Source organism: Luteibaculum oceani (genome assembly GCF_007995015.1).
GTDB classification, from domain to species: domain Bacteria; phylum Bacteroidota; class Bacteroidia; order Flavobacteriales_D; family Luteibaculaceae; genus Luteibaculum; species Luteibaculum oceani.
Map to the genome: position 1 here is coordinate 130523 of NZ_VORB01000002.1, position 20610 is coordinate 151132.

Genomic DNA, 20610 nt, shown 5'->3' on the forward strand with positions numbered 1-20610 from the left:
TTTTACTTGCAACACATAGCCCCGCAGTATGAGCAAAAGATTTAAGTGGTTACCCAAAAGACACTATGCCGATTTAACCGTTTTAAGCCTGAGATTATTTTCAGGGTTATTCATGCTAACGCATGGTATTCCAAAATTTGAAAGGCTAATAGATGGTAATCTGAAATTTGCAGATCCATTTGGATTTGGACCGGAATTATCGCTGTTCTTTACTGTTTTTGCCGAAGTTATATGTGCCTCTTTTGTTGCTTTGGGATTCCTAACCAGAGCTGCTGTAATCCCATTAATTACGGTGATGCTCGTGGCAGTATTTTTTATTCATATCCACGATCCACTTGCCCAAAAGGAGCTGGGATTATTTTACTTGCTTATGTATCTCTTAATTTACTTTAAGGGACCTGGTAAATTCTCTGTTGATTACATCCTCTTTAAAAAGGAAAGTTCTAGATAATAGCACTGCGAATTGCAGTCAATTTTTTAAGTAGGGGCTCCAGTTTTTCAAGCTTTAGCATATTGGCTCCGTCAGATTTTGCTTCTTCTGGTCTTGGATGAGTTTCCAGAAATAGTCCGTCAGCGCCGGCGGCAATCGAACATTTTGCAATGGTCTCAATCATGTTGGGATCTCCTCCCGTTACTCCTGAGCTCTGATTAGGTTTTTGTTGGGAATGTGTAATATCAATAACAACTGGGCTAGAACAAGATTTCTGCATTACGGGTATAGACCTAAAGTCCACAATAAGGTCATGATACCCAAACATAGTTCCTCTGTCTGTTACAAAAACGTTGGGGTTACCAGTTTCACGTACCTTATCTACCGCAAAATGCATGGCTTCTGGACTTAAGAATTGTCCCTTTTTTATGTTTACGTGCTTTCCAGTCTCGGCGGCAGCCACCAAAATATCGGTTTGGCGACATAAAAAAGCAGGAATTTGAATCACATCCACATAGTCTGCAGCCATTTTTGCTTCCTCTGCTGTGTGAATGTCGGTAACTACAGGAACGTCAAATGAATCTCTTACTTCTTTTAAAATTTTAAGCGCTTTTTCATCACCAATCCCAGTAAAGCTATCCAATCTACTTCGGTTTGCCTTTCTGTAGGAGCCTTTAAAAATTAAAGGAATTTGGTACTTATCACAAAGAAACTTTAATTCACCAGCTATCTCCATAGCAATATCTTTTCCTTCTATGGCACAAGGCCCAGCAAGGATGAAGAAATTTCCACTGTCTGTGTGTTTAATGCCTGGAATTCTTGAAATGCTCATGAACTTTATTTTTTGTTAGGCCATTTAGCCTGATAGTCATTTTTTAACTGCTGCTCCTTCGATTGCGCCGCAAAGTTAACGATTGCTTTATTCTTTAACTCCTCGGGCATGTAATTTTGACTAACAAAGTTATTTGGGTAGTCGTGAGGATATTTATAATCTACCCCATAATCTAGGTCTTTCATAAGTTGGGTAGGGGCATTTCGCAGGTGTAAGGGTACAGGTAAATTCCCCGTCTCTTTTACCAATTGCTGTGCTTTGTTAATGGCGGCGTAAGAGGTATTACTTTTTGGAGAAGTTGCTAGGTAAATCGCACATTGACTTAAAATAATTCGACTCTCTGGCATACCAATTTTTTCTACTGCCGAAAAACATGCGTCTGCCAATAATAACGCATTCGGATTGGCTAATCCAATATCCTCAGATGCCAAAATAATAAGGCGTCGTGCAATAAATTTTGGATCTTCTCCACCCGAAATCATCCTTGCTAACCAATAAACGGCAGCATCCGGATCTGAACCTCGAATGGATTTAATAAAGGCTGAAATGATATCGAAGTGCTGCTCGCCATCCTTATCGTAAATGAGCGGATTGCTCTTAACTACCTCCTTTACCAGTTCATTGGTTAATGCCTCTTTATCTGGCAACAGGCTAACCACATTTTCAATGAGGTTTAATAATTTCCGGGCATCCCCACCGCTAAAGGCTATTAGTGCATCGGTTTCTATCTTAGTAATACCCTTCTCTGCAAGCCATGTATCCTTTTCAAAGGCGTGATTCACAATTTGCTCTAATTCCTTTTTCTCTAAAGCCTTTAAGATAAATACCTGACAGCGAGAGAGTAGGGGGCTTATTACTTCGAATGATGGGTTTTCGGTAGTAGCACCAATTAAGGTTACGATTCCTTGCTCCACGGCAGCTAAAAGCGAATCTTGCTGACTTTTTGAAAAGCGATGAATTTCGTCAATAAAAAGGATGGGAGCATTCCGGTCGAAGGCCGCATTTTTTTTAGCACTTTCTATAACTTCTCTAACCTCTTTAACTCCAGAGTTAATTGCGGATAAGTTATAGAACGTTCTCTGTAATTCGTTCGCTAACAAAAGCGATAGGGTGGTTTTTCCTACTCCGGGAGGTCCCCAAAAAATAATGGATGGAATTCGTTTGCCCTTAACAAATCCATTTATCGGTCCCTTATCACCAAGTAAGTGGGTTTGCCCTACGTAATCTGAAAGATTTTTAGGTCGTAACCTTTCTGCCAGTGGTTTATCCATGGTTTTTGGGCTTTTTGCGTTTCCACCTTTTGTGCGTCCATAACCAGTAGGCTGGATTTGCAACAATGTCCTTTTCTAAGGCTCGGTGATGCAGTTCTGAAATTTCACCTTTTCCGGTATTGAGGGGATCATCAATTAAATCATGAAATTGAAACTCGTAATATCCCCTGGATTTTTTATGGATAACCATATATACAACCGAGCGGTCAAAAATTTTCGAATATCGTTCGGTTCCCATTAAAATTCCAGTATCCTGATTTAAGAATTTTGTCCAATGCGCTCTTTTCGCATTTGCAGGGGATTGATCGCCTAAAAATAAGATGGCTTCGCAATTGGATTTGGGTTTCGCAAGGCTCTTTTTGGCATTTTCAGAGGCAATTAATTTTAGCCCATGTTTAGATCTCGATTTGTACAATAGGTCATCTACCGCCTTGTTGCTCTGTGTTTTATAGAGCCCCGAAAATCTTATCTTATGTTTTAGAATTTTGTTTGCAAGAGGTAAACCAAGAAGAAATTCCCAGTTGCCATAATGCCCCAATACAATAATTAAATGCCTGCCCTGACTTGCGTACTTTTCCAGTACATCTATATTTTTAAAGGATATTCTTTTTTCTAGCTGCCGGGTGGATACTGTAATAAGTTTGATACTCTCCAACAACACATCGCAAAAGTGTTTGTAAAACTGCTTTGCAATGCTTTTTATTTCTTTTTCATTTTTTTCTGGAAAGCTCTTCCGAAGGTTTTTAAAAACAACCTTCTTTCGGTAACCAATCAGATAGTAAACTACTGGATATAATAAACTAGAAAGGCCATGCCAAAACCAAAATGGCAGTTGGGAAATTGCTCGAACTTTTACTTTAATAATCCAGTTCATTCAACATCAAAAGTTTCTTGTGCGCAAACTTCACCATTTAAAAGGATTTTTACCCAGTACTTTCCAGGATAATATTTCCTAACTGAGTTGTCTTTTATGGGGAGCACCTTTTTTAATACCACTTTTTCATTCCCCTGTAATTTTCCACTCCATCCTTTGAATACCTTTTTCCGACTTTGTTTTTTGCCAGGAAGCTCCAATTCTAAATCGGCAATGTAGTCTGCAGTTTGGTGTTGTTTTGAGTGGAGGATGCAAATTATTTCTAGAGAATCTCCTAAGTATATTTTTTTTGGAAGTTTCAAATCTACACGGTTCGGAAAGGAAGAAATCCCCACTAGTTTTAAGGCTTTAGCATTCCCTTTTTTTATTTCAGAGCGTAAGGCGTGTTTAATAATCCACTGGGTATTTTCAGGTGGACTATTTCTATTCCAGGCCTCAATAATTTGATAGAAAAAGCCAGGATTCGTCCAAGAGAAGTCGTTAAGGTGGTTGGCAACACTCTTTTGAACGTATTTAGAACTGTCATTCTTAAGGTTTTCTAGAATGGGTCGAGTGAGATTGGGATTGTTAATCACCGGAGTTAAATTAGAGCCCCATGGCAATCGGGGTCTGGTTCCTTCACTTGCCCAGCGTCTTAAGTGTTCGTTATCAGATTTAGTGTATTCAAGTAATTTAGAAAAAGCCTGGTCGGGATCCTTTTCTATAAATGGCCTAACTGCAAATTCTGCAGTAAACAATTGAGTTAATATTTCCATTAACTCAAACGACTCGGAATAATCGTCTAGGCCATAAAGTTGTACTACCATGCAAAAGGGATCCCAGAAAAATCCGTTTATTTTTTCTGAACTCCTTTTGGCATCTTGTAAAAGTGGCAGCGTATGTTGGTAAAAGCTTCTAAAAGATTGATTGTGAACAAGAAACAAATTTTTAGCGATCTCCTTAACTCGATTTCTAAAAGGAATTTCTTCTTTAAATGGAGAGGGTCTAGAAAAGTATTGTCCAGAGGGTGATGATAATAAGTGCTTGGGTATAAAAGCTGTTAGTTGCTTTTTATAACTTTCGCAGAAGAAATTTTTAAAGGGTTCCATTGCCTCAAAAATAGGAGAGAAAATTATGCCTGCTGTTAAAAATGCGCGCCGCCGTTATCGCATCATTAATAATATGCTGCGTAATAAACAAGCACCATATCCAACCAAGGATGAAATTAGAAAGGCTTGTGAGGAAGATTTGTTTGGTGGGGAATACGGCGATCACATTAGCGAAAGCACCATTGAAAAGGATATTCGTGCAATGAAGGAGGAGTACGATGCGCCCATTGTGTACAACAGACTGCAAAAGGGTTATGAATATACCGATCCAGCATACAACTTCGATAGTATTCCTTTAAGCTCCGAAGAAATGGAGGCTCTGCAGTTTGCTGCGTCTAGTTTGTTACGGTATAAAAACATTGAAATATTCTCCCAGTTCGAATTGGCCATCTCAAAAATCTTTGAAACCCTAACACTGGACACGGATAAAGAGGGGCATTCAAAAATTTGGTTTGATAGAAAGGTAAATACAGTAGAGGGGCAGCAACATCTAAAGCCCATTTTGGATGCGATAAACGACTATAAATCCATAAAAATCGATTATTATTCGCTATCAAGTAATAAGAGGAAACAGTACCATTTAAAGCCTATTCTGCTAAGGGAATATGAGGCTTTGTGGTATTTAATCGCCTACAATCTTGAAAAGAAGCGCATTCAAACTTTCGAATTGGGAAGAATTCACGAATTGGAGATTGCCGAGGCTTCACCACTTAAGTTGGGAGCAGATTTTGATCCGGAAACCTATTTTGCGCATGCTTTTGGAATTACGGTACCAGATGAATTAAAAGCAGAAAAAATAAAACTGGAGGTTTCTGGTATTTTTCCTTTGCTTTTAAAAGAGAACCCTCTCCATAAATCTCAACATTTAAAAGGTAAAGGCGAAAAAGCAGAAATTGAGTTGGAAGTATTAATTACTCCAGAATTGAAGGCGAAAATTTTAAGTTTTGGAAATAATTGCAAGGTAGTGCGTCCTCTGGAATTGCAGCAATGGCACAAGGAGGAGATAAAAAAAATGGGAAAATTATACGGGTCAGTTAAACCGTAAATAGTTTACGAGGTGAGGTGCTTTGTTTGTAGAGTAATTAAAAACATCGCACCATGAAAGCTTTTATCCAAAACAACCCGTTTTTCCAAAGTAAAAACCTTTTTGAGGTAAACTATCACGTTAAAAGAGAGATTCCTGTTCTTAGATTATCAGAGGCTCAACTCCCATTGATTTTTAGACAGTTGCGCGTAGGTAGTGAGGTTATTTTAAAGCAATTTGTAGCCGAGGGAGAAATTTTTGTTACCGTTTACTATCAAGGTTTTAAGTTAGGATGGTTACCCAAAGATGTTTCATCAACTTTATTAAATGAGCTAAAAAACGGACGCGTTTATAGGGCAGTAGTTTCTAGAGTTACCAAAAAACGATTTTTACCACCTTCACAGATATTTGTTAACATTTTGTCTCCAATGGAACACGAAGGAGGGCAAACTTGTATTTCCTTTGAATCATAAAATTATTGCAGATGTTAAAAGTAGGAGACAAAGCTCCAGACTTTACCGGAGTAAATCAAAATGAAGAAACCGTTAAACTGGCCGACTATAAAGGGTCTAACCTAATTTTATACTTCTACCCTAAGGATGATACTCCTGGTTGTACAAAGGAGAGTTGTAGTTTGAGAGACTTTCACGGAGAGCTGCTAGAGAAGGGGTACAAAATATTAGGTGTAAGTGCCGACACTGCAGCAAAGCATCAAAAGTTTATTGATAAATACAATTTGCCTTTCGATTTAATAGCTGATACCGAAAAGGAAATCATAAAGGCTTATGATTGCTGGGGACTGAAAAAATTTATGGGTAAAGAGTACGAAGGTATCATCAGAACAACGTATATTATAAGTAAGGAAGGGAAGATTTCCCACATATTTAAAAAAGTAAAAACCGCCTCTCATGCCGAGCAAATCCTTGAGGAGGTAGAAAATTAAAACCTATCATTATGGCAGAAGTTAAAGACGCTGTTAAAGAGCAGAACAAAGAAAAGTTAAAGGCCCTCCAAATAACCCTAGATCGCATTGACAAAACCTATGGAAAGGGAACGGTAATGCGCCTAGGAGATGGCAATGTGCAGGCGGTAGAAGTTATACCATCTGGATCACTAACCCTAGATATGGCCCTTGGGGTATATGGATATCCAAAGGGGCGCGTGGTGGAAATTTATGGTCCAGAATCTTCTGGTAAAACCACCCTTGCAATTCATGCAATAGCGGAGGTTCAGAAAAAAGGAGGTATTGCTGCCATAATTGATGCCGAGCACGCATTTGATAAATTCTACGCTGAAAAGCTGGGTGTGGATACCAATGATTTGTTAATCTCTCAACCTGATAACGGAGAACAAGCTCTTGAAATCGCTGAGAATTTAATCCGTTCTGGAGCCATAGACCTTATCGTTGTAGATTCTGTTGCAGCACTTACTCCAAAAGCCGAAATTGAAGGTGAAATGGGGGATTCGCAAATGGGTCTTCAAGCTAGATTGATGTCTAAAGCACTTAGAAAGCTAACTGGAGCACTTAACAAAACTGGATGTTGCTGTATTTTTATCAACCAGTTAAGAGATAAAATTGGTGTAATGTTCGGTAACCCCGAAACTACAACTGGTGGTAATGCACTTAAGTTCTATTCCTCTGTGCGTTTAGATATCAGAAGATCTACCCAGATTAAAGATGGTGATAACGTAATTGGATCCAGAACTAGAGTTAAGGTGGTTAAGAATAAAGTGGCTCCTCCTTTCCAAAAAGCTGAGTTCGATATTATGTACGGCCAAGGTATTTCACGAAGTGGTGAAATTTTAGATTTGGCGGTTGATCACAACGTTGTAAAGAAAAGTGGTTCTTGGTTCTCTTATGGTGAAACCAAGCTAGGGCAGGGAAGAGATAGTGTTAAGAGTTTAATAGAAGATAACCCAGAATTAATGGCCGAGCTTGAAGAGCAAATTAAAGAGGCCCTTAAACAGGAATAATTTATTAAAGCGATGTAAATTTGAGCCCCACACATTTTAGTGGGGCTTTTTTATTATGAGAAACTGTATTTTATTTTCAATTTTTCTTTTTTTAATGGCATGTGGTTCAGAACAGAATTACAGCGATAATACCACGGCCGATAACCAAGAATACAAGGTGGAGTCTAGCAAAGAAGACTCATTAAATCTTGTTTTAAGAAATGATCCTAACAACATAGATGCATACTTAGAGCGGGGAAACCTGAAGTTTCAAGATAGTCGCTTTCAAGGAGCATTGGGCGATGCGGATAGAGCCCTTACAATAGATTCCCTAAATCCGGAAGCACTTGTTCTAAAGGGGGAAAGCCAATTCGCATTGGAGGAGTTTTATGAATCTCAAAAAACATTTGAAAAGTGCCTGGAATATAATCCTAAGTATGTTCCTTGCTACGAGAAACTGGCTGAAATAAGTTTACTCAGAAAAAATTACGAAAAGGCAATAGGCTATGTAAATGACGCATTGCGACTTGATGAGCAAAATTACTACCCCTATTATCTAAAGGGCTGGATTTACCAAGAAAAAGGGGATTCTGCTTTGGCAGCATCTTCATATCAGACCTCGGTAGAGCTTAACCCTAAATTTTACGATGGATACATTATGTTGGGTTCATTGTATTACAATGCGAATCATCCTCTTTGTGTTCAGTACTTTAATACGGCGTTAGAATTAGAACCAACAAGTACTGAGGCTTTGTATTTTATGGGGATGTATTACCAGAATAATGAGGAGTCAGCTAAAGCTACTCAAGCGTACAACAGAATGAGGGCCATAGATGCAACCGATTTGCGACCTTGGTACAACACTGGTTTTATCCATTTAACGCAAAACTTGAAATTTGATTCTGCAGTATATTATTTCAATCAGGTATTAATCCAAGACGACCAATACTACGCGGCTTGGTATAATAGAGGATTGGCCCATTTAAAAATGGGAAATAAGAAGCAGGCCATTGCTGATATGGAAACAGCAGTTGGAATAAATCCAGATTATACCATTGCAATTAAAGCACTGAACCGATTAACGGGTCAATAGATAAAAGAGCGTATTAAAAACAAAAAGGCTCCATTTGAAAATTCAAATGGAGCCTTTTTTAATTTAAGTGGTTAAATACTAACCTAAATCGTCGAAGTTGATATCTGAAATAGCTTTTGAGCTTTTCGTAAGATCATCTTCTTCTTTATTGTTTTCAGTAGTTTTTTCACTAGATGCGTGCTCATCTGCCGCCATAAACTCATTATCTGGATTTTCCTGAAGCGACTTAATTTTATCAATTGCTTCTTCTAATCCACCCACAAATTTTTCGAAATCCTCTTTGTAAAGGAAAAGCTTATGCTTTTCAAAGTAAAACTTACCATCTTCCTGAAAGCGCTTTTTGCTTTCTGTTATGGTAAGATATAAGTCGTTGCTTTTTGTGGATTTAATATCAAAAAAGTAGGTCCTTTTCCCTGCTCTAACCGACTTGGAGTAAATATCCTGACGGTTTTCCTTTCCTTCTGCCATGTACCGATACTCTATTAAAATTCTGAAACCTTATTACAAAAGTACTACTTTTTACCGTAGTACTTGCTTATGAAGCTTCCTTAACTCCCTCTAAAAGCTGTTGCTGATGCATTTCAGCATATATTCCATTCTTATTCAGTAGGCTTTGGTGGTTTCCAATTTCTGCAATGGATCCATTTTCCAAAACAATAATTTTATCTGCATGCTTTACCGTACTTATTCTATGGGAGATTAAAACAGATGTGCGTCCTTTCATTATCCGTTTTAAATTGGATAATATAGTCTCTTCTGTTTCAGTGTCTACTGCAGATAAACTGTCGTCAAATATTAAAATCTTGGGTTTTTTTATAATCGCTCTGGCAATGGAAACCCTCTGTTTTTGTCCTCCGGACAAGGTGATTCCTCTTTCTCCTAATATAGTGTCAAAGCCTTTTTTGAAACCTTGGATATTTTCTAGGATATGAGCGTCTTTAGCGGCTTGTTCGATCTCTTCTTTCTCGGCCTTATACTTTAACCCAAAGGAAATGTTGTTTGCAATGGTATCACTAAAGAGAAACACATCTTGGGGAACGTATCCAATCTGGGAGCGCAAATTGAACAGATGATGACTTCGAATATCCAATCCATCAATTTCTATGCTTCCTTCCTGAGGTTCAAAAAGTCGGCCTATTAAATTGGCTAGGGTAGATTTCCCACTTCCCGTTCGGCCCACAACTGCTAGTACTTCACCACTATTAATTTCAAACGATACGTTTTTAAGAGCGTTTATTCCAGATTCTGGGTAGGTAAAGCTTACATTTTTAAAGCTTATGTTGCCTTCAATTTCCTGTTCTTCTTCAACCGTATTTACAATTTCTGGTTCCGTGTTTAGGAATTCCTTAATTCTCCTCATGCTAGCCGAGGCTCTTTGAATAAGACTTGTAACCCATCCCACAGCGGCGAAAGGCCAAGTTAGCATGTTTACGTATATCACGAATTCTGCAATGTTCCCCAGCGTTACCTCACCAGCGAAAGATTTCATTCCACCTATGTAAACGGTAATAATGGTGCTTAATCCAATCAGTAATAGGATAATGGGAAAAAACAGGGCATCTACCTTCACCAAGTCCAAGGATCTACGCTTGTATTCCTCACATTCTCCCTTAAAGTTTTCTGCAAAAACTTGTTCTCTAGTATATGCCTTAAGAACCCTTATTCCCGAAAAGGCCTCTTGTACTAAGGTAGAGAGGTAGCTTTGTTGTTCTTGTTTGTACTTAGTTTTACGGTTTATTATAGTGGATACATAGTAAATAAGCACCGACATAATAGGTAATGGGGCTAACACATACAAGGTCAATTCTACATTTACCTGAAGCATAAATGTTATGGTAAATAAGAAGAGAAAAATAAGGTTGATGGTGTACATTACCCCAGGTCCTAAATACATTCTCACTTGTGAAACATCCTCCGAAATTCTGTTCATGAGGTCTCCAGTGTTGTTTCTTTTATAAAATGCGGGGCTTAATTTTTGGTATTGGTCGAAGATTTCATTCTTTAGATCGTATTCTATGTTTCTCGACATGATGATAATGGTCTGTCGGGTAAAGAACAAGAAAACACCTTTTACCAAATACACTACAAAGTAGGATGCGCCGAGGATAACAGCCAAAAATCCAACTGTTTTTAGAGCGGCTTCACTACTCGAAAAGTCTAAAGATTCTTTCAGGGTTAATCCCCAATTTTTTTCAAAATCCGCCAAAATATTAGGGTAAAAAGGAAAGGATCCAGCCTTGTAAAGTTGAGTAGCTTCCTTCACTAAATCAAACGCAAATCGCACTATGCGAGGCGAATACACGGCAAATAGATTGGTGAATACAATGAAGAGAATTCCAAGGAAAAATTTTACTCTATACTTCCAAAAATACTTATTAAGATAGGCTAGTTCTTTCATTCAATTGCTCCCCAAAATGGGTATTGATTTTTGTCTATTTTTGCACGGCTTTACAAAGCTCTGGCTAAGGTAAACAAAGTCACAACGATTATTTCCCGAATTATGTTTGAAGTAGAAGAAATTAACCAAAATTCACTCCAAGATAACCCGGTTTTAAGCCAATTATCGGCTTTAAATCACGAGGAGTTACTTTTTTGCAATGACAAAGCAACTGGTTTAAAAGCCATTATTGCTGTTCATAATACCGTGTTAGGTCCTGCATTAGGAGGTACCAGAATGTGGAAATACAACAACGAGATGGAGGCTATTACCGACGTGTTGCGTCTTTCTCGTGGTATGACATATAAATCGGCGATTTCTGGATTAAATCTAGGTGGTGGAAAGGCCGTAATCATTGGTGATTCTAGAAAAGATAAATCTGAGGCTATGTTCCGCAGGTTTGGGCGTTTTGTAAACGATTTAGGTGGAAAATACATTACCGCAGAGGATGTAGGAATTAATACCAGAGATATCGAGTATATCGCCATGGAAACAGATTTTGTTTCTGGTAAACCAGCTCACCTTGGTGGAGGTGGAGATCCTTCTCCTGTTACTGCTTATGGTGTATATATGGGAATGAAAGCCGCAGCAAAAAAGGCTTACGGAACTGATTCTCTTACTGGTAAAACGGTTCTAGTGCAAGGATGTGGTAATGTTGGTCGCTACCTTATCGACTACATTGCAAAGGAGAATGCAGTTATTAAGATCTCTGATATCCACGAGGATTCAATTAAAATGGTAACCGACAAGCACAGTGGAGTTACTGTTGTTCCGGTTAATGAGGTGTACAATACCGAAATGGATATTTATGCTCCTTGTGCTTTGGGCGCAACAATAAACGACGAGACTCTTAAAGTTCTAAAATGTCAGATTGTAGCAGGTGCAGCGAATAACCAACTTGCTGATGAGGCGAAGCACGGTAAAGCCTTAATAGAAAAAGGAATGCTTTACGCTCCAGATTTTCTAATTAACGCTGGTGGTATTATTAATTGTTATTCCGAGGTTATTGGATATAACGAGAAAATGGCCATGGAGCAAACTGAAAATATTTACAATACTACTTTAGATATTTTCACCAAGTCGGAGCTTGAAAATATTCCAACATACCTGGCTGCTAACAAAATGGCCGAAGCCAGAATAGACGCAATAGCAAAAGTTAAAAGAAGTTTCTAAACAATGGGGATTCTCCACAGGCGACATTTAAGATTAAAATCCCTACATGCGTTGTATGCACATTTGCAAAATGACAACGGACCTACGGTTGGTGTAAAGAACTTGAAAGCTAGCTGCGAAAAGGTGTACGAAATGTACATTATGTTACTTCAGTTGTTGGCCGATTTAAAGAAGCTAGCCGAAGAGCGTGCAGCAGAGGTAAAAGCTGAGAAAAAGACCCTTGGTGATGCGAAACTTCCGGAAGAAATTTTTGCGGAAAACGTAATCCTGAGAAAACTGGTTTCTTCCTCTGAGCTTCAAGCCAAAGTACACGCCTTAAAAATAAACTGGTTTAGAAACGACCCTGAGATAGTGGATAAGGTTTTTAGAACCTTCGCAAGAAGTGAAGACTATAAAAACTACATCCAGGAGGGAGCCGGAGATCCAAAGCGCGATTGTAAGGTTGTAGTTAAAATTTTTAAGCAGTATGTGGTAAACAACGAGGCTTTGCAAAAAACGCTTGAAGAAAAAAGTATTTTTTGGAATGACGACTTGGATATTGTTGCGGTGAACGTTTTAAAAACGCTGGATAGGGCTTTAAAAGAAGATCAGTTCCAGTTAATTCCCTTGTACAAGGACTTCGAGGATGACAATTCATTTATGAAAAAGTTATTCCACGCCACCTTGTCGGATTGGGATGAATCGGAAGAGAGAATAGAGAAACTTGCCAAAAACTGGGATGTAGATCGTATTGCTCTTATGGATCGTATTATTATGTCCATGGCAATGGCTGAGCTTACATCTTTTTCTGAAATTCCAGTAAAGGTTACACTTAACGAGTACATAGAACTTGCGAAGGAATATAGTACCAATAAGAGTAAGAACTTTGTTAACGGAATATTAGACAAGGCAATCGTACAGCTAAGAGAAGAGGATAAAATCAATAAAACGGGAAGAGGATTACTAGACACATGAGAAAGATAGTTTTAGCAATAGCCCTTCCAATTTTCCTTTTTGGATGTGGGGGAGAGGATAGAAAAATAACTCCAGATATCATCAAGAATCCAGTATCAGGTTCATCGGAGAAAGAAACCGAGGTTCCAGCGCTTACCTTCACCGAGCAAAGATTCGAGTTTGGAACAATTTCTCAGGGAGAACGAATAGAACATACCTTTGAATTTACCAATACCGGTACTGCACCTTTAGTGATAAATGCCATTGAAGGTTCTTGTGGATGTACCGTAGTAGATAACTGGACTAAAGACCCTATTCAACCAGGCGAAAAAGGCTCTTTTCTAGCGCAGTTTAATAGTGAAGGTAAAGAAGGACAACAGAATATAAGAATAACAGTAGCGGCTAATACCATACCCTCAAGTAGTATTGCGGTAATGGCAGGAAACGTTGTAAAACCAAAAGGTAAATAATGAATTTATTAAGTGTATTTCTAATGGCACCTCCAGCAGAGGGGCAGAATCCAATTATATCCTTAATTCCATGGGTTGGAATCATAATCGTTTTCTATTTCTTTATGATTCGTCCTCAAATGAAGAGAAACAAGGAGCTTAAGAAATTTAGAGAAAGCTTAAAGCAAGGAGATAAGGTGGTAACCATGAGCGGGATTCACGGTAAAATTAAGGATATAGATACCGATACCGTGGTTTTGGAGATTGAAAATGGTAAACTTCGCGTAGAGAAGTCTGCACTTTCTCCAAGCGGGAAAATGGAGCCACAAAAAGGATAATCATGGCTAAAAGCCAAATTCTAGGAATTACTGGCGGCATTGGAGCTGGTAAAAGTTTTGTAGCGGGGATATTCAATCACTTGGGTATCCCCGTTTATAATTCTGATCTTAGGGCTAAACAAATATTAGCAGAGCATTCCGAGGTAAAATCAGAGTTAAAGTCTTTTTTTGGATCCGAAGTCTTCCATGAAAATGGAGATGTGGACAGAGCTAAATTAGCATCTATTGTTTTTACCGATGCAAGCAAGCTTAAACAGCTCAATGAAATTATACATCCACGCGTTGCCCAAGATTTTGAAAATTGGATAAACGATCATGGAAATTCTCCATGGATAATTAAGGAGGCTGCAATCCTCATTGAAAGTGGAGCCTACAAGTCTTGCGACAAAATTCTAATGATATCTGCCGATACGGAGGTGAGAATATCTAGAGTAATAAATAGAGACCAATCCCAAAGAAAGGATGTGGAGGAAAGAATCGCAAACCAAATGGGCGACCAGGAAAGACGTGGCTATTGTGATTTTGAAATCTTAAATGACGGTACAAAAGCCTTATTACCTCAAATAAATGAGGTTTTAAAAGGAATTAATTGGAGGAGTAATATTCAGGATTAACGTTACCCCCTGAAATGAGCACGGCGATGTTCTTTCCAGCAATTTCACTCCGTCGTGTATCCAATATTGCTAAAGGAACCGCAGAAGATGGTTCAATAAGCAAATTGTATTCTTTCAACATTTTACTTCCCCAGTGCATTATGGAATCTTCGCTGCATAATAGAATGTCGCGAGCATAGCTTTTAATGATGGGGAAATTAATTTCACCTACTGTAGTTCTTAGACCATCGGCGCAAGTGTCTGCTTTGAATGATGTGTTTCTTTGTCCCGAAGAAAAACCAAGGAATCCGTCCCGCGCCATTTCGGGTTCACATCCATATATTGAAACCTCTGGTGAAAAATGACTAGCTGCAAGAAGGCTACCAGCTAGTAGTCCTCCACCTCCTAATGGGCAATAGATTTCCTCTATTCCGGGCTGTAATTTTATAATTTCCATTGCCGCCGTGCCTTGACCTTCTATGATGTCCAGATGATCGTATGGTGGAACTAATGTTTGTCCTTCTCTTTCTTGGATTTCACTGCACATTGATTCACGTGCATCAATGTTGTTTTCGCAGCGCACAATGTTGCAATTCCATCTTTTCATCCCCTCAATTTTCACCTGTGGGGCTCCTTGAGGAACTACAACGGTGCATTTAATCCCCAACTGGAAACTAGCGTAAGCCAATGCTTGACCATGATTACCAGATGAATGGGTAATCACTCCCGACTCTGCTAGGGTCTGTTTGTTTTTTAGCAAAAAATTGAACGCACCTCGCATTTTAAAGGCTCGAATGGGGTGAAACTGTTCGCATTTAAGAAAAATGTTAGCATTAAAATAGGTGTTAAGGGCTTCAATTTCTATTAGCGGAGTTTCCGATACAAAAGGAGAAATTCTTTGTTTTGCGTCGTTAAAATCGTGTATTGAGATGGGAGAAATTGATGTCATGGATGCAACACAGTTGAATAAACTAATAATTGTTGGAGATAGGGTGCTAATTAAACCATTAAAACCGGTAGAAAAAACGGATAGTGGGTTGTTTTTACCTCCAGGAGTGCAGCAAAAGGATAAAATCGCACGGGGATACGTGATAAACGTTGGCCCAGGATACCCAATACCTGCATTGCAAGAAGTCGATCAGCCATGGAAAGAAAGTGCAGAGGAGGTAAAGTATGTTCCTTTGCAACCTAAAAAGGGCGATTTGGCAGTCTATTTGCAGAAAAGTGCTTATGATATTGAATTTAATGGTGAGAAATTTATCATAATACCTCATTCTGCTATATTATTGCTCTACAGAGATGATGATTAAATAAATAATCCCATGGCAAGTAAAAGAGATTTAAAGAAATATTTTCGTGACCAGTCTAACCAATTAGCAGACCATCTATATGGCCCACTAATGTCTGGTGATAAAAACCTTAGAAAAAAAGCAGACGAGCTTCTGGATAAAACGGCTGATGTCTTAGATGAATTTACCAACGACATAAGTGCTTATCCAAAAAAGAATAAAGCTGCTGTTTCCAAGTATTTCGAGGATCTAAAATTTAGATTCGATGAGGAGTTGAATAAGCTTAAATCAGAAATTGGTAAGATCTAGCGTTATTTTTTTGCTGGTCTTTTATATTGGTGGTTCTTATTTCTAGGACCGCCTTTTTTGTTTCTCTTTGGATAAGATTTACGCTTAAGCGCTTCCTCTCTATTAAAAATTGGCGATTTGTACCCCTCGGGGTTTTCTATTTCCAATTCCCGTTCAATAAGTTGCTCGATTTTAATAAATCGCTTTTGATCATTTGGAGAAATAAAGGTGATGGCTTCGCCAGATTTCTCCGCCCTAGCAGTTCTTCCAACTCTATGCACATAATCAGCTGCATCATTTGGGACATTGTAGTTTATAACCACATCAATATCCTCCACATCTATACCCCTGGATGCAATATCGGTTGCAATTAAAATTTTTAAGTTTTTCGATTTAAACTCCCGCATTATTTCCTCCCTAGCACTTTGTTCTTTATCGCTATGAAGACTTTTTGCTGAGTAATTTCTAGACTGTAAACTAAAGCTTACAAATTTTGCAGCGGCTTTGGTACCGCAGAAAATTATGATGCTTTTTAGATCCTGATTTTTCTCTACCCAGTCCACCAAATAATTAACCTTGTCGCCTTCGGTTAAGCTGATGGCCCTTTGTTTGATTTTTGCCGCTGGTTTAGAGATCTGAAAGGAAATTTCCTCTGGGTCGGTTAGAATATCTCTGGCAAGATCCTTAATACTCGGAGGCATGGTGGCCGAGAACAGAAGATTTTGTTTTCTATTCGGCAACAGTTTGGTAATACGTGTAATGTCTTCAACAAAACCCATATCTAACATTCTATCGGCTTCATCTAATACAAAAACTTCTATGCGCTTTCCAATTTCAGGGTGGAGATTGAGGTGAGATAGAATTTTACCGGGGGTACCAATTATTAAGTTAACACCTTCCTGTAGGGCTTTGCGATTGCTATCAAATTTATCGCCTCCAGTTCCTCCATAAAGTGTAATAGAAGAGATTCCAGTGAAATAGGAAATTCCATCACACTGCTGATCTATCTGCAACGCAAGTTCTCTAGTAGGGCATACTACAAGTGCGTAGTTCTCATTTTCTCCCTTTTTAATGCAGTTTTGAATAATGGGGATTAGAAAAGAAGCTGTTTTACCCGTTCCCGTCTGAGAGCAGGCAATTAAATCTTTGTTATCAAGGATAATGGGAATAGCCGCTTGTTGTATGTTGGTGGGTTTTGTAATCCCCATGTAACCTAATGCATCTACAATCTCATCTACTACCTTTAGGTCCTTAAAATTTGATAACTCCATGTATTCTTGTTCGCTAAGAAATAATTAAAACTACTTTTGCCCGAAAATTAGCTTATGCTCGCCATAGTTTCTCCAGCTAAGACATTAGATTATACCACTCCATTCGAAGTAAATTCTGCTGTAGAACCACAATTTAAGGAAGAGGCTTTGTACCTGGTAAAAAAAATCTCAGGATACAGCGCTAAACGGATCGCCAAATTAATGAATGTTAGCGAAGAAATTGCACAATTAAATTTCGATCGCTTTCAAACTTTTGAACCCGATTTTAACCAAGATAATTCCCGGCCCGCAATTTATGCATTCAAAGGGGATGTATATCAAGGATTAGACGCTTACAGTCTGGATAAGGAACAAATTAATTTTTTAAATAAGCACGCGGCAATCCTAAGTGGGTTATATGGTGTCCTTAGACCCTTAGATTTAATGCAGCCTTATCGCATGGAGATGGGATTGTCTTTTAAGGTAACTCCCAAAAAGACTAATCTTTATAAATATTGGGACAATAAAATTTGCGAGGCACTAGAGGCCTTATTAGAAAATTCTACCGGTGAAAAGGTGTTGGTAAATCTAGCATCGAATGAATACGCCAAGGCGGCTAACCTTAAAAACTTTAGTTTTCCAGTTATCGAATGCGATTTTCAGGATAAAAGGCCAGATGGTTCCTACAAAACAATTGGTTTTAATGCTAAGAAAGCAAGAGGAATGATGTTGAGGTTTATTGCTGAAAACAACATCACAAATTCTGAGCATTTAAAGGCATTTAAATCTGAAGGCTATATATTTAACCCCGAATTTAGTTCCAAAAATAAGTGGGTATTTACCCGCGACAATTAAAAATTATGAAGTTAGTATTATCAATTGTATGTATTCTTTCAATAGGATTTTCTGCCAACGCGCAATTCTTCAAAAAGGATAAGGAGGAAGATCAGAAAAAGGTTTTTAAACTTAATAACGACGTCGATTCTCTTTCTTATGCTTTAGGAATATCGGTTGCAGATGAAGTGAAATCTCAAAATGTTGATAGTATTTCTGTTGAGGCCTTTTTAAAAGCAATTAAATCAAGCTTAAAGGGTGATAAACAATTGATGAATACCAATGATGCCCGTCTTTATTACTCTAACTATATCAGAGAAAAACAAGAGGAAAAAGCAGAATTGGCAAAAGTTGCAGGGGTAAAGTTCTTGGAGGAAAATAAAACGAAGGAAGGAGTAACCACTCTTCCATCTGGGCTGCAATATAAAATCCTAAAAAAGAGCAACTCTGGTGAGAAACCTGTTGCTTCAGATCGCGTTAAAGTTCACTACCACGGAACATTAATTGATGGGACTGTGTTTGATTCATCAGTAGAACGTGGAAGACCAGCTACTTTCCCAGTAAACGCAGTAATTAAAGGATGGGTAGAGGCACTTCAACTGATGGAAGTAGGAGATAAATGGATGCTATACATCCCCCAAGATTTAGCCTATGGTGGTAGAGCTGCTGGTCAAATCCCTCCATATTCTACGCTAATTTTTGAGGTAGAACTATTAGAAATTGTGAAATAATGAAGCCCTTTTTCCAGTACCTAATTAATCTGTTTAATCCGAAAGCGAAGAAAGATAAATCTACCCTGGAGATTAAAGCCATGCATGGAATCAACAAGATATCAATAGTAATATTTACTGTTGGGTTGTTGTATTTGATATTTAAGGTCTGGATCTAGGAATTTATCCTAATGAACTTGTAAAGGGGAGCTAAAGGCTCCCTTTTTTGTTTGCATAACAAGCAAGTATAAGCCGGGATTTATTCCTTTTAAAATTACTAAATCACCCTTTTTAATACCATTGCGGAAACTGGATATTTCTCGCCCGCTTAAGTCCATTATTTTAAATTCATTTACAGTAGTGTTAAATCGAATGGAGCCATTGCTAGGATTGGGGTAAAATAGATTTTTCGCTGGGAAATGGTTTGCTATTACCGATGATTTCTTCACCACCACGCTGTGTTGGAAAACAGCACTTGAATCGATTCCGTTATCTACTATTAGGTTTACGAAAATTTCTTGCGGTGCATCGGGGTTTGCGATAAAGCCAGAATCAATTAGCGTGTAATGCTCACCAGGCAAGAGTGAAATTTTATGCCCCATTGGGTAGTAACCTTTATAGGAAAATACATCTAATTTTTGCATATCAACCTGACTGCTATCGCCACCAAATACGGTATCTGCAAGGGAACTCAAAACCAGGGGAGGGAAGGGGGTTGATTTTTTTTGGTAAGATGCCACGTAGTCAATTTGAAAAGCACAAGGGAAAAGGCTTGAGTCTTTAACCTCCCCATCCAAAGTGCCCAATTCAAGGGTTAGTATTATGTTCATGGGAACAGTAGGAATATGACGGTCTCGCTGCCATTCAACGAACAAATTTTCAACCTGTTTTTCACCGTCTAAAAACCAGGTAACATCGGTGCTATCCCATTCAACTGACATAACATGGAAATCTTGATGAAAAAGCGGGGTGTCAATATATGCATCGGTTCCCGATTGACTTGCGTTTGTAATGGGGTCTTTGCCTTTCCAATGCAAAGTCATTTTGGCTTTTTCAGGTTCGCTGCCAACTATTTCGAAAACATCTATTTCTGCCTCATCGTCACCGTAAAGCCAAAAAGCAGCATTGGTACCTTGAACGGCTGGGACTTTAAACTTGCATTCAAAGTATCCATGGTCGTATGGATGCTTGTGATAAAGCATTCCAGAGGTATATTCAAAATCCTTATGATAGGGGGTGAAATTTCCAGCTGAATCCCAGGCAAATACTTCTCCGCTGTATTTTTCCTTTTTGGCGATCAAGTTTAAAATACCATTCTCAAATTCGATATTTCCCGAATCTTTGTAGTAGTGTTGTCCCGAAACATGTCTACCCCATGGAAACCTATTCATCCAATATTTATATGTTGAATCTTCGGTTTCAAAATCATCAATAAAATCTAAGGTAAATCCCAATTTATAGTAATCGCCTTCCTGTGCCGAACATATATTTTGTAGAAAAATAAATGCGAATAAAATTGTTATTGCATGTACAAGGCGAATTTTTCTAATCATTTTAAGGCAATTTTGACAATTGTCATTAAAATTGTCTTCTATTTTTAAATTTAATAAGCGAATTTGGCTGTTTAAAAGTAATATTCTTCTCAGTGAACTGAACATTTTTCCATTCACCGAAGTTTTCTGTTGGTTTACAGAGTAAAAAGTCACATTCACGGCATGAATAATACTTTTGGCAGGAACCCTCAAAGTATA

At 38.3% G+C, this 20610-nt stretch carries 25 protein-coding genes; 16 read left to right on the forward strand and 9 right to left on the reverse strand.

The features are described from left to right. Positions 1 to 28 precede the first annotated feature (28 nt). On the forward strand, positions 29 to 451 hold the full coding sequence (locus FRX97_RS02610; RefSeq protein ID WP_147013091.1) for a DoxX family protein: 423 nt from the start codon (positions 29 to 31) through the stop codon (positions 449 to 451). On the opposite strand, the gene kdsA is transcribed toward FRX97_RS02610, so the two are convergent. The 4 genes from kdsA to FRX97_RS02630 are packed head-to-tail and all read right to left on the reverse strand — an operon-like array spanning position 444 to position 4495. Continuing rightward, complete coding sequence (gene kdsA / locus FRX97_RS02615; RefSeq protein ID WP_147013093.1) at positions 444 to 1262, reverse strand: 3-deoxy-8-phosphooctulonate synthase; 819 nt, start codon at positions 1260 to 1262, stop codon at positions 444 to 446. The two genes, FRX97_RS02610 and kdsA, sit on opposite strands and share 8 nt — an antisense overlap. 5 nt (positions 1263 to 1267) lie before the next feature. Next, the gene (locus FRX97_RS02620) at positions 1268 to 2533 is read right to left on the reverse strand and encodes a replication-associated recombination protein A (RefSeq protein WP_147013095.1); all 1266 of its coding nucleotides are present in this window, start codon (positions 2531 to 2533) and stop codon (positions 1268 to 1270) included. After that, positions 2526 to 3407, reverse strand: coding sequence for a lysophospholipid acyltransferase family protein (locus FRX97_RS02625; protein WP_147013098.1), 882 nt, complete (start codon positions 3405 to 3407; stop codon positions 2526 to 2528). Before FRX97_RS02625 ends, FRX97_RS02620 begins: the two co-directional genes overlap by 8 nt. Then, a complete protein-coding gene (locus FRX97_RS02630; RefSeq protein ID WP_147013100.1) occupies positions 3404 to 4495 on the reverse strand; it encodes a DNA alkylation repair protein in 1092 nt (363 codons plus the stop codon). The genes FRX97_RS02625 and FRX97_RS02630 overlap by 4 nt, the downstream gene beginning before the upstream one ends. A 25-nt stretch (positions 4496 to 4520) precedes the next feature. On the opposite strand from FRX97_RS02630, the gene FRX97_RS02635 reads away from it, so the two are divergent. From FRX97_RS02635 to FRX97_RS02655, 5 genes are all read left to right on the forward strand, one after another. Further along, positions 4521 to 5540 carry a helix-turn-helix transcriptional regulator gene (locus FRX97_RS02635; protein WP_147013102.1) on the forward strand — a complete coding sequence of 340 codons (1020 nt, stop codon included), beginning with the start codon at positions 4521 to 4523 and terminating at the stop codon, positions 5538 to 5540. A 53-nt stretch (positions 5541 to 5593) separates the two neighbouring features. Next, positions 5594 to 5992, forward strand: a complete 399-nt coding sequence (locus FRX97_RS02640; protein ID WP_147013104.1) for a hypothetical protein — start codon at positions 5594 to 5596, stop codon at positions 5990 to 5992. Positions 5993 to 5997: 5 nt separating this feature from the next. Continuing rightward, positions 5998 to 6462: a thioredoxin-dependent thiol peroxidase gene (bcp, locus tag FRX97_RS02645; protein WP_191284419.1), complete on the forward strand. Its 465-nt coding sequence runs from the start codon at positions 5998 to 6000 to the stop codon at positions 6460 to 6462. A gap of 11 nt (positions 6463 to 6473) precedes the next feature. Then, positions 6474 to 7493: a recombinase RecA gene (gene recA, locus FRX97_RS02650; protein WP_147013108.1), complete on the forward strand. Its 1020-nt coding sequence runs from the start codon at positions 6474 to 6476 to the stop codon at positions 7491 to 7493. A 94-nt stretch (positions 7494 to 7587) separates the two neighbouring features. Beyond that, positions 7588 to 8565 carry a tetratricopeptide repeat protein gene (locus FRX97_RS02655; RefSeq protein WP_170226998.1) on the forward strand — a complete coding sequence of 326 codons (978 nt, stop codon included), beginning with the start codon at positions 7588 to 7590 and terminating at the stop codon, positions 8563 to 8565. A 78-nt stretch (positions 8566 to 8643) separates the two neighbouring features. Here FRX97_RS02655 and FRX97_RS02660 read toward each other — a convergent pair whose 3' ends face one another. Beyond that, positions 8644 to 9033: a DUF3276 family protein gene (locus FRX97_RS02660; RefSeq protein WP_147013113.1), complete on the reverse strand. Its 390-nt coding sequence runs from the start codon at positions 9031 to 9033 to the stop codon at positions 8644 to 8646. A 67-nt stretch (positions 9034 to 9100) separates the two neighbouring features. Next, positions 9101 to 10963, reverse strand: a complete 1863-nt coding sequence (locus tag FRX97_RS02665) for an ABC transporter ATP-binding protein (protein WP_147013115.1) — start codon at positions 10961 to 10963, stop codon at positions 9101 to 9103. 102 nt (positions 10964 to 11065) lie between these two features. On the opposite strand from FRX97_RS02665, the gene FRX97_RS02670 reads away from it, so the two are divergent. From FRX97_RS02670 to coaE, 5 genes are read left to right on the forward strand one after another with little or no spacing between them, the layout of a single operon-like run. Continuing rightward, positions 11066 to 12175, forward strand: coding sequence for a Glu/Leu/Phe/Val family dehydrogenase (locus FRX97_RS02670; RefSeq protein ID WP_147013117.1), 1110 nt, complete (start codon positions 11066 to 11068; stop codon positions 12173 to 12175). Positions 12176 to 12178: 3 nt separating this feature from the next. After that, positions 12179 to 13129 carry a transcription antitermination factor NusB gene (gene nusB, locus FRX97_RS02675; protein ID WP_147013119.1) on the forward strand — a complete coding sequence of 317 codons (951 nt, stop codon included), beginning with the start codon at positions 12179 to 12181 and terminating at the stop codon, positions 13127 to 13129. Further along, positions 13126 to 13578 (forward strand): DUF1573 domain-containing protein, encoded by a 453-nt coding sequence (locus FRX97_RS02680; protein WP_147013121.1) that lies wholly within the window; start codon positions 13126 to 13128, stop codon positions 13576 to 13578. The genes nusB and FRX97_RS02680 overlap by 4 nt, the downstream gene beginning before the upstream one ends. Beyond that, positions 13578 to 13895, forward strand: coding sequence for a preprotein translocase subunit YajC (gene yajC / locus FRX97_RS02685; RefSeq protein ID WP_147013124.1), 318 nt, complete (start codon positions 13578 to 13580; stop codon positions 13893 to 13895). Before FRX97_RS02680 ends, yajC begins: the two co-directional genes overlap by 1 nt. Before the next feature lie 2 nt (positions 13896 to 13897). Continuing rightward, positions 13898 to 14509 carry a dephospho-CoA kinase gene (coaE, locus tag FRX97_RS02690; RefSeq protein ID WP_147013126.1) on the forward strand — a complete coding sequence of 204 codons (612 nt, stop codon included), beginning with the start codon at positions 13898 to 13900 and terminating at the stop codon, positions 14507 to 14509. Here the strand turns inward: coaE and FRX97_RS02695 are convergent. Beyond that, the gene (locus FRX97_RS02695; RefSeq protein WP_147013128.1) at positions 14481 to 15437 is read right to left on the reverse strand and encodes a threonine ammonia-lyase; all 957 of its coding nucleotides are present in this window, start codon (positions 15435 to 15437) and stop codon (positions 14481 to 14483) included. The genes coaE and FRX97_RS02695 overlap by 29 nt on opposite strands. On the opposite strand from FRX97_RS02695, the gene FRX97_RS02700 reads away from it, so the two are divergent. Both FRX97_RS02700 and FRX97_RS02705 read left to right on the forward strand, forming a co-directional pair. Beyond that, complete coding sequence (locus FRX97_RS02700; protein WP_223266545.1) at positions 15418 to 15798, forward strand: co-chaperone GroES; 381 nt, start codon at positions 15418 to 15420, stop codon at positions 15796 to 15798. The two genes, FRX97_RS02695 and FRX97_RS02700, sit on opposite strands and share 20 nt — an antisense overlap. A 12-nt stretch (positions 15799 to 15810) precedes the next feature. Next, positions 15811 to 16086: a hypothetical protein gene (locus tag FRX97_RS02705; RefSeq protein WP_147013130.1), complete on the forward strand. Its 276-nt coding sequence runs from the start codon at positions 15811 to 15813 to the stop codon at positions 16084 to 16086. A gap of 2 nt (positions 16087 to 16088) precedes the next feature. On the opposite strand, the gene FRX97_RS02710 is transcribed toward FRX97_RS02705, so the two are convergent. Next, positions 16089 to 17336, reverse strand: coding sequence for a DEAD/DEAH box helicase (locus tag FRX97_RS02710; protein ID WP_147013132.1), 1248 nt, complete (start codon positions 17334 to 17336; stop codon positions 16089 to 16091). 54 nt (positions 17337 to 17390) lie between these two features. Between FRX97_RS02710 and yaaA the strand changes: the two genes are divergently transcribed. Genes yaaA through FRX97_RS12475 form a run of 3 tightly spaced genes read left to right on the forward strand, consistent with a single transcriptional unit; the run spans position 17391 to position 19038 of the window. Continuing rightward, positions 17391 to 18170, forward strand: coding sequence for a peroxide stress protein YaaA (gene yaaA, locus FRX97_RS02715; RefSeq protein WP_147013134.1), 780 nt, complete (start codon positions 17391 to 17393; stop codon positions 18168 to 18170). A 5-nt stretch (positions 18171 to 18175) separates the two neighbouring features. Further along, positions 18176 to 18880, forward strand: coding sequence for an FKBP-type peptidyl-prolyl cis-trans isomerase (locus FRX97_RS02720; protein ID WP_147013136.1), 705 nt, complete (start codon positions 18176 to 18178; stop codon positions 18878 to 18880). Then, entirely contained in the window at positions 18880 to 19038 is a 159-nt protein-coding gene (locus FRX97_RS12475; RefSeq protein WP_394348724.1) for a DUF6728 family protein, read from the forward strand. The genes FRX97_RS02720 and FRX97_RS12475 overlap by 1 nt, the downstream gene beginning before the upstream one ends. Positions 19039 to 19047: 9 nt before the next feature. Here the strand turns inward: FRX97_RS12475 and FRX97_RS02725 are convergent, their stop codons facing one another. Next, positions 19048 to 20412 carry a family 16 glycosylhydrolase gene (locus tag FRX97_RS02725; protein ID WP_170226999.1) on the reverse strand — a complete coding sequence of 455 codons (1365 nt, stop codon included), beginning with the start codon at positions 20410 to 20412 and terminating at the stop codon, positions 19048 to 19050. Positions 20413 to 20610 lie beyond the last annotated feature (198 nt).